General features: G+C 66.3%; 11 protein-coding genes. All 11 read right to left on the reverse strand.

Annotated features, from left to right (window positions below; translation table 11 throughout):
- Positions 1–42: 42 nt before the first annotated feature.
- On the reverse strand, positions 43–1548 hold the full coding sequence (locus ACIBG0_RS36830; protein ID WP_397039305.1) for an ATP/GTP-binding protein: 1506 nt from the start codon (positions 1546–1548) through the stop codon (positions 43–45).
- A gap of 22 nt (positions 1549–1570) precedes the next feature.
- On the reverse strand, positions 1571–3142 hold the full coding sequence (locus tag ACIBG0_RS36835) for an SCO6880 family protein (RefSeq protein WP_397039307.1): 1572 nt from the start codon (positions 3140–3142) through the stop codon (positions 1571–1573).
- Positions 3139–5316 carry a hypothetical protein gene (locus ACIBG0_RS36840; protein ID WP_397039310.1) on the reverse strand — a complete coding sequence of 726 codons (2178 nt, stop codon included), beginning with the start codon at positions 5314–5316 and terminating at the stop codon, positions 3139–3141. Before ACIBG0_RS36840 ends, ACIBG0_RS36835 begins: the two co-directional genes overlap by 4 nt.
- A 7-nt stretch (positions 5317–5323) precedes the next feature.
- Positions 5324–6082, reverse strand: a complete 759-nt coding sequence (locus ACIBG0_RS36845) for a hypothetical protein (protein ID WP_397039312.1) — start codon at positions 6080–6082, stop codon at positions 5324–5326.
- A gap of 28 nt (positions 6083–6110) precedes the next feature.
- Positions 6111–6458: a hypothetical protein gene (locus tag ACIBG0_RS36850; RefSeq protein WP_397039315.1), complete on the reverse strand. Its 348-nt coding sequence runs from the start codon at positions 6456–6458 to the stop codon at positions 6111–6113.
- A 74-nt stretch (positions 6459–6532) separates the two neighbouring features.
- A complete protein-coding gene (locus tag ACIBG0_RS36855) occupies positions 6533–7957 on the reverse strand; it encodes a MinD/ParA family protein (RefSeq protein WP_397039318.1) in 1425 nt (474 codons plus the stop codon).
- Positions 7941–8399: a hypothetical protein gene (locus ACIBG0_RS36860; RefSeq protein ID WP_397039321.1), complete on the reverse strand. Its 459-nt coding sequence runs from the start codon at positions 8397–8399 to the stop codon at positions 7941–7943. Before ACIBG0_RS36860 ends, ACIBG0_RS36855 begins: the two co-directional genes overlap by 17 nt.
- Before the next feature lie 275 nt (positions 8400–8674).
- Positions 8675–10303, reverse strand: a complete 1629-nt coding sequence (locus ACIBG0_RS36865) for a peptidoglycan DD-metalloendopeptidase family protein (protein ID WP_397039323.1) — start codon at positions 10301–10303, stop codon at positions 8675–8677.
- Between the two features lie 3 nt (positions 10304–10306).
- Complete coding sequence (locus ACIBG0_RS36870; RefSeq protein WP_397039326.1) at positions 10307–12268, reverse strand: cutinase family protein; 1962 nt, start codon at positions 12266–12268, stop codon at positions 10307–10309.
- Complete coding sequence (locus tag ACIBG0_RS36875; protein ID WP_397039329.1) at positions 12265–12993, reverse strand: hypothetical protein; 729 nt, start codon at positions 12991–12993, stop codon at positions 12265–12267. Before ACIBG0_RS36875 ends, ACIBG0_RS36870 begins: the two co-directional genes overlap by 4 nt.
- 107 nt (positions 12994–13100) lie before the next feature.
- Positions 13101–13850 carry a hypothetical protein gene (locus ACIBG0_RS36880; RefSeq protein WP_397039331.1) on the reverse strand — a complete coding sequence of 250 codons (750 nt, stop codon included), beginning with the start codon at positions 13848–13850 and terminating at the stop codon, positions 13101–13103.
- Positions 13851–13857: the final 7 nt, after the last annotated feature.

Genomic DNA, 13857 nt, shown 5'->3' on the forward strand with positions numbered 1-13857 from the left:
GGGCACGGTGTTGCATAAGTCGTCCTGAACGGCGTGATCTGCTCATGCTGGCTGTCCTTTCACGGCGGAATCGGTGTCGGTGAGCACGATTTCGTGCGGGGACCGGATGTGTTCGAGGAGAAACGGATCGCGGTTGCCGATCTTGACCAGGGCGTGGCCGCGTCCCAGCCGCATCAGCGCTTCCTCGGTGCCGGGCGGCAGCCGGTACATGCGTACGGTCTCTCGGACGTCGTCCTCGCGGTCTTGGCCGTAGAGGACGACGATGCTGGCTTCCTGCATCAACGCGCGCGCCGGTGAGTTCTCGGGTAGGTCGCTGATGTGGTGGAAGGCGCTCACGGTGGCCATGCCCAGACCGCGGGAGAGCTTCATATTCGCCTGGAACACCGCGCCGGTCGAGCCTTGGGCGACGTGCCATCCCTCTTCGACGATGAGTACGGTCTGTTGGAACCGTGACGAGCGCGCCGCCAACCGGTTGGCCAGCCAGGTATTGATGACGGTCATCACGATCCGCAGTGCGGGTCCGTCGGTCGGCAACGCGGACAGGTCGAAATGCACCAGGCTGTGGTCTTCGAGCGCGTCACGCACCTCGGGGCTGGTCTCTTGGTCGACCAGCCCCTTGAGATCGCGGTCGGCCAACCGCAACAGCGCCAGGCCGGGCTCGAGTCCCCATTCGGCTGCCCGCTCGGCCCACCGGTCGCCGAACACGGTGCCGTCGCCGGGACGAGGATCCAGCAGCCGCATCGCCAGCTCGCGAATCACCGGCGCGCGTCCCCGCGTGCGTGCCTCGGCGTTGACAACTTCCAAAGCCGCACCGACGGCAGCTTTTTCGCGTTCATCGAGGGATCGGCCCATGCTGTCCTCGAGTACCGCGAGCACGAGCGCTTCTTGTCCGGCGGGGACGACACCGTCGAGGCCGCCGGAGTGATCGCCGCCGGTGCTGATTGCTGGATCGAGGAGGTTGACGCAGGCGCCACCGCCGCCGGTTTGGAATCGAATCGAGGCCGCTCCCAGAGCGCGGGCCAGTGGTGTGTACTCCCCTCGCCCGCTTTGTGGCTTCTTATCGAAGATGACGGCCTGCCGGCCGGCGACCAACTGGCGCAGACAGAATGCTGATTTGATCAATGCGGACTTGCCGCGGCCGATATCACCGATCAGGCACACATTGATCCCGGAGATCTCCTCGCCGTAGAGGGCGAACGGATCGAGGATTTCCAGTTCCTGCGAGATCTTGTTGAGCCCGGCCGCCACACCTTCCTGGCGGACGGAGCGGCGGCTGGTGGCCAGGTTGAGACCTTCGGCCTGGCGCGTGGTCGTCCATGCCCCTTCTGGGCGCGGCTCGTACCAGCCGAGCTTGTCCAGCCATCGGCGTCGCCGCGGGGTTGGCCGTCGCGCAACCTCCTGCCCCGCTGTCGCTTTTTCTGATTCGTGGGTACGGACAGGTGTGTCACCGCGGAGGCCGACCCCGAGTAGGCGCCGGGTGAGGCTGCGTTTGCGGCGTTGCGGCGCGGGGGTGGTGGTCGGTGCTGGTGAGGTGATGGTGCCGGTCATTGTTGTGCTCGCCCCTTTTCCGTCACCGGGTGTAGGACGTCGGGGCCAGGCCTCGCCCGAGTGGGAGGGTGGCGAACAGGGCGATATCGTGATCGTCGTCGGCCCAGTCGATTTCGCCGATGGCGGAGTCACCGGCGGCTTCGCTGACCCGCAAGCAGGCACGTTCCAGATCTTCTTTGTCGCGTCCGGTGACCGCGACGGCTACGGCATAGATCGCGCCGTGGTGTCCGGAGCCGGGCATCAGGTCTTGCCTTCGGCGGTCGGATGCCGACAGCAATACGTCGCTGCTGCCGTCGTCGATTTTCCCTTTCCGGCTCTCTTTGACCTTGCGGGCTTCGTCGGCGGTGAAGTCACCGCGGGCAGCGGCTCGCGCTTTGGGTGCGGGGACGAAATCGATACGCACGCTGATAGTTCTGATCGTGGGCATCGGTGCGGTGTCCTCGTCCCCAGGGTCGGCGTCGACCCCGGTCAGCAGCGGCGCCAGCCACAGTGGCCCCAGTGGCACCGGTTCGATCGCGCGCGGCGGGATGAACCCGACGCGGGTTCGCCACCGCCGATCGGGTGTGATCGCTACCGAGTCGCGGCCGCCGACATAGCTGGGCCAGCAGGAGTCCCAGACCGCGTCGCGGTGGCGGGCGAGTTTGAGGTCGGGATCGATGCAGGCCCGGAACACCGCGCAGGCTCGCCGCTCGCCGTACACCTCGACCGCACCCATTCCCGCCATCGCCAAAAGCCTTGCGGTGCGTTCGGTTTCGTCGCGCACGACCTGGGCGATACCGCCGTGGATCGACGCCTTTTTGGATCTGGCGACACGCGCGGTCTCGGCCATGAACGTCTCGGTTTGGGGGAACTTGAGACAGATGTAGGCGCGGTGTTCCTCAGCCAGCGGAGTCAGCACATCCAACAACGCCCCGTAGCTCTGCACGGCGGGCAGGAGTCGTTCGTCGCTGAGGGTGGCGACCTGGGCTTCGGCCCACCGTTCGTGCGGGGTCATATCGGCGGGCACCGATCGGTGAACGAGCTGGATACCGCGCACGAACGAACTCGACTTTGCCATGTTCGCCAGGAACGATCCGAACGCTGAGGATGTGGCGGCGTAGGCGGCGTCGCCACGCAGCCCGCTGGCGACGCCGTCAACGGCGAGAACAACCGAAAAATAGGTGCGCTCACCGGGATTGGCGTGTCGGATGATGAACATGTCATCCAGGCCGGTGCCCGAAACGTCGACCGGCCTGGCATTGCCCAGCGGTGGCGGCAGCTCCCAGCCCGGATCCAGGTCCGGGTTGGCGAACGCTGGGTCGCTGCGATGGCGGTAGATGTGCTCACCGCGACGGCGCCGGTCCCAGGTGCGCACGGTGTGCAGCTGCAGCGATGCCCAGGAGCGCTGCCCGTTCCACTCCATGGTCGCCGCGACCACGACGATCAACCCGACGATGATTGCGCCGATGGTCCAGATCGAGGTACCGGCAAGCATGTACAGCGCGATCGCGCTCAGGATCGCGATCGCCCACGTCGCCATCACCGGTTGGGACAGTCCCAGCCATGATCGGCGCGCGATCTCTCCACCGAGGATGTAGCTTCTCTGCTCGATCATTGCTGCTGCTCCGCTTCTCCGGGACCTGATTCCGCCGCAGCACGCGCCTTGTTCAGTGCCGCCGCCGATGCCTGCGCCGCCACCGGCACGGCCAGCGCCGCCGCACCGGAGGCGGCTGAACCTGCGCCGCGCAGCAAGCCGCGTCCCAAAGCCACACCGGCACCATCCTTTTTCGCCACCGTCGCCGCGCCGCCGCCGCGCCCTGCCCGCGTGCGGCGGTTGAGCATGTCTCCGAACCGGGCTTCGGTGGCGCTACGGCCGTCGCCGCGGCCGGCGGTGCGCCATTTCGGGCCTGGATCACCACCGCCTCCACGGCCGTTGCTGGATTCGGAGCCGCCGCGGGGACTGCGGTCGCGATATCCACCACGACCTGCGCCGTAGAACAGGCGGCTGCTGGCGACCCCACCGAGGGTGCCCGCCAGCAGCGATCCGGAGTGGGCGCCGAAACCGGATGTGTCCGAACGGGTTGGCAACAGCGGCGCGTACTTGAGCAGGCTCCACGGTGCCAGTCCGACAACGATGAACGACGCCACGATCATGGCGAGTTTGCCGAGGTTTCCGGTGTCGGATTCGAGAGTGGACTGGCCGGTGAGCTCAGCGTTGATCAGCCCGCTTTCCACCCCGAGCAGCAGAAACAGCAGCGGTTTGGAGAACACGATGCCGATGAAGACCAGCACCGGCCGCAGCGCCTTCGGTCTCCATTTAGGGTGCACCCACATGCCGAACCCGATGCCCGCGGCGACCGCGAGCACCGGCAGTGCGTTGGCGTGCATCAGCAATCCGAAGAACACACCGAGCGCACCGGCGATCAACAGCAGGAACAAGATCAGTCCCACGATGACGCCACCGGGAATGGCTGGGGCGGTCAGTTCACCGGTGAAATGCTCGATGTTGGTGATCATCTGACCCATATCGGGTCCGGACGTGCGAGTGATGGCCTGCGACAACGCGTTCGACAGTTCCACCAGCATCTGCGCCAGCATCGGCGCGAACACCATCAAAACCACTCCGGCTGGTGCGTACCCGAGCAAGTCTCCGGCGATCGTCTTGATCGTCTCGCCCTTGGCCGAGGCTCGCCACAGCGCCAGGATCGTCATCAACCCCATGACGACGACTCCGATTCCGGTCGAGAGTGCATACCAGCGCAGAAACCATGCGGCGCTGGGGTCGAACCCGCCGACATCGGCCAACCCGGTCAGGACCTTGGAGGCCAGATCCACCGCGCCTTGCTTGGACGCATCAGCCCAGTCGTCGATGACCGACTGCGGGTCGGCGACGAATTTCGCGACGTTGGGGACCGCGGTTCCCCAAAACCATGCGAAGGCGCGGGTGTATGCGGCGTCGACCCGGAATTGCGGGGTGGCCTCGATCGCTTCGCGCAGCCGGTCGGAGAACGATGTGTTGGCTTGCAACCATTGCGCGGTCCCGGTGAACAGTTGCCCGACCGAACGATTCCACGCGATGCAGCGACGCAGATCATCTGGTGAGGGATTGGCCTGATCGCAATCGACAAAGAATGCGTGTATGCAGTAATTGCTCGGCACCTGGCCCCCGCAGGGGGACGTCCATGCCTCGGCGGGGACGCGATCGAATCCGGAGGCCTTGCGGATGTCGTTCATGGATTGTTTGTCCGGGGAGCCCGCCCATTGGAACCCCCACGCGTTCCATTCACTGGTGGACCACCGCTTGAGATCGTCGGCGCAATATGCGGTGTGCATGGAGTACGCGGAGTCCCCGGCGGGGAATACCTTGGGCAGCAGCTCGTACGGTGGCTCCAGGCCTTCGTCGACGTATTGGTCGACCGGGGTGGTGGGACTGATCGTGCCTTGGGAATGTAGTAGCCCGTTGTGGAGCAACGCCTTTTTCGCGTCTGGGCTGGCCGACCAGTAGATCAACCGGTCTTCTACGGCCATCGTGGCGTTGATATAGGCCCCCATATCGCCGCCACGGTCCTTGCACTCCCCGGAAAACCATGGGCCGGAACGGAATTCGTCGGTGCCGCCGACGAAATTCTTCAGATCGTCGGGGAACCCCTTCGGCAGCGACCCCGCCGACTGCGCCGACGCGCCAGGGGCACCGGTGCCGGGGGCTGCGCTGGCGCCGGACGCGCCCAGCAGCGTCGTCGACAGCACCAGCATCAGCACCGTCATCGCCGTTCGCCGCATGTCGTTCATGTCCGATTCAATTCACGTAGAAGGTGTAGTAGCCGCCCAAGAGGGGTTTGGTCAGCGGTGATCCCGAGTTCGGTGCGACCACTTCGTCGGGGGTGGGACCCACTCGCCCGGATTTCTCCTGTGCTTTCCAGTCGCCGTCCTGCCACACCAGCGACACCGCGCTTGTGGACCACAGCGTGGTTACCGACACCGGATCCCCCGGGCCAATGGACGCGCGCGAGACCCCCATCGTCCATACCGATACCTCGGCGACCGTGTCGGTCAGCGAGGTCACGGTCACCGCTGCGGGCAGCACGGTGAGCACATCGTCGTTGTTGCTGCGCCCATCGCTGATATCGACGGACTTGCGCAGTTCCGGGCCCGGATTCGTGGCGACAAGCGCCGACACCACTGTGCTCATCTGTATGCGCCCCTGGCCCGCCTGAGCCAGGGCCTGAACGACGTTCACCGCTGCTGTGGCCGCGCCTTCCTGGTCGTGGCTGTAGCCGACGGGGACGTTGTCGATGACGCGGGTCGGCCCATGCGCGGCCCGCACCGAAAACCGGTCGGGTTGACCACCATTGGCGTTGTCATGGTCGGTGCGCCCGGTGACCAGCGCGGTCACCACCAGCACGATCGCGGTCACCGCCGCGATCGCCGCGATCCACAACAACGGCAGCCGCTCACCCATGGCACGCGGGCGCCGCGCCCCTGCAGGCATCGAACTGTCACCGGTCATCTGCTGGTCACTGTCTGGAGACAGGGAACCGAATCCTGTTGCGCTCATTGGTATCTCCCTCTTTCCGCCCGGACAGTCAGCCACCGACAACGAACAAGACTGCGGCGACGATCGGCGACGCCAGACCGGCCAGACCGAGGGATACGAACGCGTCCTGCAAGTCCTCCATGCCTTCGGACAGGTCGTTCGCGTAGCCCCGGTTCTTCGCGCGCCGTACCTTGTAGGCGCCGATGATCACGCGCACGGTCGCGCCGATGATCACCGCCGCCCAGATCGCGGCGACCACACGCTTCCACGCGGTGTTGAGTGCATCGCCGAACAGCCCGAAGTCCGGGGCGATGCCCGACAGCGGATTCGCGATCTCGGCGGAGGCGACCCCCGCCGCGGCCATCGTCCACACCACGACGGTGATCGCCGCGACCACGACACGTCCCGCCCGTGCCCATCGCCTCGCTCGCGTTCTCATCTCCGTTGCCTCCCAGTCGGATTCGATGTCTTTCATCCCGCCGCCTCCCCGGCTCGGCGGTAGGGCACCGGCCCAGAGATCCCCCGCGTGTCCATGACCGCTCCTGGACGGCGTTGAGCCATCCGTGGCGGCAACCGGGCATCGAATTCGTCAGGGGTGCTGCGCGATTGAGGCACGTACTCGCTGCGCAACTCAGGCTCGGCGTGAGCGAGCTCCTCTGCGATGCCGTCGGCGACCACCGCCGCCACCTGCGTCCAGGCACGCACGGTCGCATCGGCAAGGCGAGAGAACACGACGCGGTCCCCGCCGGCGAGATCGGAATCGAAAGGCACATGCACGATGCGATCGATCTGCGCGCGCGCCAAGGCTTCGTGCACAGCGTCGCGGGCGGCGGGATCGGCAGCGGTGCCCTCGGCCAAGACCACGACCGCCGCACGCACCAGCTCGCTGTAGCCTCGCGCGGCGATGCCATCGAGGGTGCGCAGCACCTGGTGAGCGGCATCACGGCGGTAGGTCAGTGGGATGACCAGCTGAGTAGCGTGCTCGATCGACCACACGAACGCCTCACCGCGGTCGTTGTTGCCGGTGTCGACCAGCACCATCGTGCGATGGCGGCGAAGGACTGCCAGGATCGCCGCGCACTCCTCGGCACCGATCATCTCTTGGCGCTTGCTGGACTGATCAGAAGCCAGGATCTCGTCGCTGGTCGGCTGCGGGAGCAGGAACCGGCTCACGGCCGAGGCCACGACCGTCGCCGAGCACAATTCGCCAGCATGAGCCAGCAGGTCCCAGGTCGTTGCCACCGATTTCGGTGCGCTGGCGGCGCGCGCGGCCAGCGTTCCGCGAGTCTCGGCGTTGTCCCATGCCACCACGCCATGTCCGCGATGGCTGCCGAAGATGTTCGACAGCATCAGCGTCGCCGGGGTGACACCGCCCCCGCCTTTCGGATTGACCACGACCACCAGCGGTGTACCAGGTAGTGGTTGGCGGATGCGCTCGATGGTCAGCCGGTGTTGTATCTCGGCGCTGGTCGGGGTGAACTTCGCGCCCAAAGCATTGGCTTTGCCACGCCACCCCCACACTGCGGGATCGGTCTCCACCCCCGCGGGCCGACCAAGGACACGGCGCAGTTGTTCTTCCCGAAGCGACTCCAGTTCAGCCGCGGTCAATGCCGGCTCGGACAGGTTCGCCGAGCCCACCCCGTACCGGTCGCGGGTGGCCGCCGTCGCGCTGTCGGGCAGGCCGGCTGTCGGGGTGGCGCGCAGTCGAAGCCCCGGCGCTCGGTCCTCGGATGGCGCTCGTAATCGCTGCTCACGCAGGTTCACCGGGCGCTCGGCGGAGTAGTCCGCCACATCTCCGTCCGCGCTGCCCGCCATCTCGTGTGCCGGTTGCGTACCTGAGGGTGCCGCAGCGTTATCCCAGCCCTCGATTGGGTGCTGGTCAGCGTGAGTCGACATTGCTGACCTCCCAACTCGATCCTGAGAGGTGCAGCACCACACGCACTGCGCGGGTCACACTGTCGATGAGCTCGCCGAGCGGGGTGTAGACCGACTGCGTGACGACGAAGGCCCGAATGGCTTCGGTGGCGGTCTGCGGCGGAACCGTCTCGGCAGCGGCCTCCACTTCAACGGCAACCGTCGCGTGTTGGTGGGCCCACTGGTTCCATTGCGCGCCGGGCCCAGCCACCGGGGCGGTCCCAGTGATCGCGGCGACGAGGTCGCGTGACAGCAGCGGCGCTGACCGGGCGGCGGCGTTGTTGGGACCGGAGTCGGTGTTGGTGTTCCACGCGAACCACACCCCCAGGACGGTGCGCGCGGTGGCGTCCGGATCCCCACGATTGACCTCGCCGATCTCCGCAGGCAGCGTCGTCGCCGCGACCGGACCCTGCGGCCCCGCCACAGCAGGCGGCAACGCTCCCGGTGACCACGGCCGAGCCGATGCCGATCCCGTCGCGCTCGGTCCGGCAGACCCGGCGGCACAGCCGCTCATGGCCAGGCCGACCGCCGCCGCAGCGACAACAGCCAGCCAGAGGCCGCGCCGTGCTGATGGCCTCGGTTCTTGCGATGCAGCTGGATCCAAGCGGGATCGCCCGAGAGCGTGGCCATTGCCGGGCGGGGACAGCCCTAGATTCGGTCCGGAGTGAGCCGAGGCCTGCCCGCTGACACCGTGGCCGCTCATGATGCTTTCCCTGCCGTCGCGGCGGCGAGTTCGCTCGCGCGTCGGGGGATGTTTGCGACATAGGCGACGGTTTCGGGGTTGCGGCAGACGCCGCCGGAGGCCAGGGTATTTCCGGGTCCGCAGTTGTACATCGACAACCACAACTGGGTGAGGTCTCCGTGCAGATTCCCCTCTGCCAGAGCAGTTTTCGCCACCGTTGCTAGCTTGCAGTCATATGAGGCCTGCGACATCACCGCGTCGGGGATGCTGCGCGGATCTCGACGGCCGTCGCCGTCGCCGTCGACGCTCTCCTGATCCCAGGTTTTCGGAAGGAACTGCGCCGGTCCAACCGCCCCGGATGTGGCGTTGTACGCCTCGGTGCGGAAGCCGGATTCGTTCTCCAACTGGGCTGCCAGCAGCGCCTGCGTGACCTCAGGACATGTGCTTGCTGCCTTGGCGATCCACGGGAGGAAGGCCGCGGGTACAGCAGCTGACGTCACCGCCGACCCGGCGGCGGGTGCGCTGGATGTGTCGCACCCAGATGCTGGTTTCGAGGTTTTTTCAGGAGCTGGGCCGTAGTGCTGGCCTGGCTGTGGGTAGCCGCCGCCTGCCACGGTCGCGTGGACGTGGTTGAAGTGGTTGGCGGTCGCTTTCGCGATCGGATCGGTGCTGTTCGCCTCGCGTTCTTCCATCATGTTCGGGACTCCGGTGGCCGGTCGGTATTCCTGGCGCCAGATGATGTAGGTGAGGTGAAAGTCGTTGCGGTGGTCCATGATGTAGTCCGCGATCGCGTCACCGAGGGCTTTACCGTCAGGGGTGTCCCAGTTCGGGACCATGATGTCGGCGGCCTGACCGTTGGGGTGGTCGGGAAAATCGTCGACGGGTCGCCAACCGCCGATGCTCTTGATTTGCGGGAACCGCACCGCGATCGCGCGGACCAGGCGGATCGTGTCGATCTGGAGATGGTCTTCGCTTCCTGTCGATGCTGGCAGTGCAGGCATCTCAGCCTCCGACGTGGATGCGGTGTTGGCGGCAAGGCGTGAATTCGCCCCCGTTGCCGGTTGGGTGGGTCCGGCATGCTGGATGAGCCATGGGATCGGGTCGATGGCAGTGCCCCCGGACAGGCGTCCGCCGGGCACGATTTCGAAATGCAGGTGCGGGCCGCTGCTTTCGCCGTCGTTGCCGACCTCGGCGATGGGTTGGGCTCCTCCGGCGTGGACGATGTCGTTGACGCGGACGAAAACGCCGTCGTCGAACATGTGCCCATAAACGGCGGATACCTTTTCGCCGTCGATTGTGCTGTCGACGACGATCCAGTTGCCGAATCCGTCCGCGTGTCCGGCCGCGACGACCCGGCCATCGGTGGCGGAGTAGATCGGGGTTCGCAGCGGTACACCGAAGTCCGCGCCTTTGTGGAACCCGCCCGGGCGGTCACCGAACGGTGAGGTCACCGCGTCAGCCCCGGCGGTGACCGGCCACACCACCGGCGAGGTGCCTTTCGGCGCAGAGGGCATGTTCGGCAGGCAATTCGGGTCGTGCTCGGCGCGGTTACCCGAACCGATGACGAACGCACCAACCAGCAGGACCGGGATCGTGGCGGCCAGCCACAACCAGCCCTTGGGCTCGGATTCGGTGTGCTCGACCATGGCCTAGACCCCGACCTGTCGGATGCGGTTGGCGAACCATTTGGTCAACCACTCGAGGGCTGTCTCACCGCCGGGACCGACGACGTAGCTGTCGTAGGACTGGTGCGCGCCGGAGTTGTAGAACTGTGCCGCGTCGATTCCCTCACTCACCAACTGCGACAGACTGTCGGCTCCTTGGGAACTGGCTGAGCGCGTGAGTAGTTCGGCGATACCGGCGAGATCTGTCCCACCGCCGGTAACGGTGGTCGGTGTGTTGAGCATCTCGGGTGAGGTCTTGGCCGCTGATCCGGTCAGCGTGTCCACTGCGATCGTCGCGAACCCGAGCAAGGTGGGCACCAGTTGCGCGAACGCGCCACCGATCGCAAGCAGATCACCTCCGCCGGTGATGGTTTCGGCGATGTGCCAGAGGTTTTCCTGCAAAGTGCCGACCTGGCGTGCCAGTCCGATGACGTCGAGGTTGCCGAGTAGCCCGACGATGAGCGAGACGATCGAGGCGATGCCGTTGGGGTCAGGTATCAGCTCGATCAACGTGGACACAGTCGACAGGTCGACTCCGGCGGCCATCTGCACCAGTGGCTGGCAGAGGTTGTTGATGGTGCCGAAGATCTGGTGGACCGCACGCACTTTCGCGCCGAGGTCGGGGTTCGGGTCGGTAAACGCCGCACCAATCTGGCGGGCCGCGTCGAGGATCTTCGGGATGTTGGCGGCGAAGGTGAATGCCCCGCTGCCGACGGTGGTGATCTGCTTGACCAGGGTGGATGGTTTGAGCAGCGACAGCACTCCGGCGGCCTGCGAAAGTGCATCAGTCGGTGTGGACGTCAGCGGTTTGATCGCCGATGCCAATGTTTCTGCGGACTGGGCCAATGCTGGATCAACGGTGTTGTGGCCGTTCCCGGACGCCCCGAGATTCTGGGTGAGCGAGGTGGTCGCATCGATCGCCGATTGGATGTCGCTCTGCTGTACTGCGGTGAGAATCTGTCCGGCGAGTTGCTCGGGTGATCCCGGACTCGCGTTCGACAGTTGTCGCTGCACACTGGGGTTACCGGTCGCCCACCTGCCGAGGTCGGCGAGTCCGCTCAGCACCGACCCCGCCGAGCTGGCGGCAGAACCGACACTGGTGGTGTCGATTCTCCCCGATGTGATCTGGTCGACGATCGTCGCGATGTCCGTGGTCAAGTGGGTGAGGTCGAGTTTGGAGAAGCCCGCGTCCAGCGACTCGGTCAGCCCCTGAGAGGTGGTGTCCGTGGATGCGGCGGTGGATGCGCTGGTCGGCTGGGACAGGGCCTTGCCGAGTCCGGCGAGGATCGGATTGCTCGCGGCGTCGGTCGCGCAGTAGCGGTCGCGCTGTTCGCACAGTTGCGCGGTTACCGCGCTGAGTTGGCAGAATCCAGTGGGGCGGGTGCCGCGGATGCCGGTGCCATTGACCTGGGGTCCGACCAGTTTGCCGCCTTGGGTGCCCTGTTTGGGGTCGGCGATCAATCCGACCGCGAGCACGCGTTGCGGCGGGATCGGGGTTTGGTCGCACCCGATCTCGGAGGCGAGGTCTCCGGCGGCGTCGGCGCCCTGGCTGTATCCGGCGATGATGAATTTCGTTGCGCGGCATCGGTTAGCGATCTCCGAGAGCGCGGACTTCGCGGCCGCTACTCCTTGCGCTTCGCTGTCGCCGTAGGACATTCCGTCCATGGCGCGCGCGGCGTACGCCGGGAACCGATCCTCGAATTTGTCGCCGAATTGGTTTTCCAGTTCGGCGGCGACCGGTGCCAGCAGACCACGGGGCCTGGTGGGGTCGGCGTCCACGCTGGTTTCCCAGGTGCCCGGCACGAAGATTCCGGCGACGGTGGGGCACCCGGCACCCGTGTTCGAGGTGAGTCCGGGTTGGGCGTCTGCTGTGGCGTGGGTGATCATCACGAACGCCAGGCTCAGTGTGGTTGCGGCGATGATCGTCCGCCTATAGGTCGCTTTCATGCCCAGATCCCTTCCAGCAGTTGCGCATACGCGTGTCGGGTCTGTGGCGACAGCTCGGCGTGGGTGATGCTCAAGCCTGCGGCCAGGTGCCGGTCGTAGGGGATCTCGGCAACCTCGCGCACCCACCGACCAAGGTGTTCGCGCAGCTGAGCTGCCACGAGTGGCGCGTCGGGTAGCTGGTGGGACACGACCAACGTGGTGGCGGCGATGGCTTCCTGGCCGAGGTGGTCGTCGAGCCACTGCAGGTTCGCGCGCATCCGATTGGCGGCGTCAACCCGCGCGGAAATAGCCAGGACGACGCGAATAGTGTTGTCCTGCAGTAGCGATCGCAGATGTGGCGCTGACGGTGGAGACCCGCCGTCGAAGACGGGTGTGTATCCGGCGCCAGTGATCAGGCGGGCGGCGGTAGCGAAGGTCGTTCGCCGTTGCAGGGGATTCTCATCTCGCCACAGCAGGCGCGCTCCGGAACTCGCACGGGACAAGATCGTGTCGATCGTGGGCCCGCTCCGGGTCTCAGCGGCCGCGAGCCACGGTTGCAGTGGCGTCGGCGCAAGATAGACATCCGCACCCCGGATTGCGAGGTCCCCGCCAGCGGCGGTGGCGTCCACAGCCACAGTCGGGCAGTCGATGTCGCCAGCCGCCGCGGCTCCGGCTAAGCCCAGAGCCGTTGTCGTCGCACCCGCTCCGCCGCATCCACCGACGACGAGGATCGGCGGCGAGGTCACCGGCCGACGGTGGAACACATGAACATACGAGCGCGCAGCCGGGATGGGTGATCGCGCGACCTCGTCGTGGGTATACCGCTGGGGTGTGGCCAGAGTCCATCGTGCGCTCATCGCACCCCGATCGATGCGATGAGCACATGCCCGTCGCGGCTGGTGGTGGTGATGATCTGTGCGTAGACCTCGGGCGCTTTGCCGGGTCGGTGCTCGGTGAGATCCACGGCATAGGTGTCGGGTCCAGCCGGGGTTATACGCACGCAGTGTGTGGTCGCCGTCGGCACGGAATCGATGCCGTGCTGGATCGCTTCGGCCGAGGGCACGGCCGCGTCCGGTGCGGCTAGCTCGCGTGCGGTGATTCCGCTGCGGGCAAGGTAATACGCGGCTTCGAACGCGAAGATCACGTTCGGCCCGGAGTCGGTACCACCGCGTTCCGCGCCTGTGGTGGTCTCGCCGTCGACTCTTGTCGGACACCCGTCGGGCGCTGTCGGTGGCGGGCTTGGCAGCGCCGAGGTGGCGGGGACAAGGGAGACATGTGCCGCCGCGGTCGAGGTGGCCTCGCCCGAACTCAATGCCAGACCGATGGCACCGGCAACCCCCAGCACCGACGCAGCACCCGCGTACAGCCGTATACGGCGACGCCGCCGCGCGCCGACATCGTGGACACGATGGCCTTCAACAGCGAGTTCGTCGAATCGGTCTTCGAGGCTGTCAGCCCAATCAGCTTGTTGGACAGGCTGATACCCGTCGTCGACCGGTGTGGTGCTGTCGTTCGTCTCGCGAGTAGGGGCCGTGCCCAGAAGGTCCAGATCCAGAGAGTCGAACCAGCGCTGCACATCTTTGCTTGTGTGTGATGTCGTCATTTCCGCC

It is taken from the genome of Nocardia sp. NPDC050630 (assembly GCF_044457245.1).
In the GTDB taxonomy this organism is placed as follows: Bacteria; Actinomycetota; Actinomycetes; order Mycobacteriales; family Mycobacteriaceae; genus Nocardia.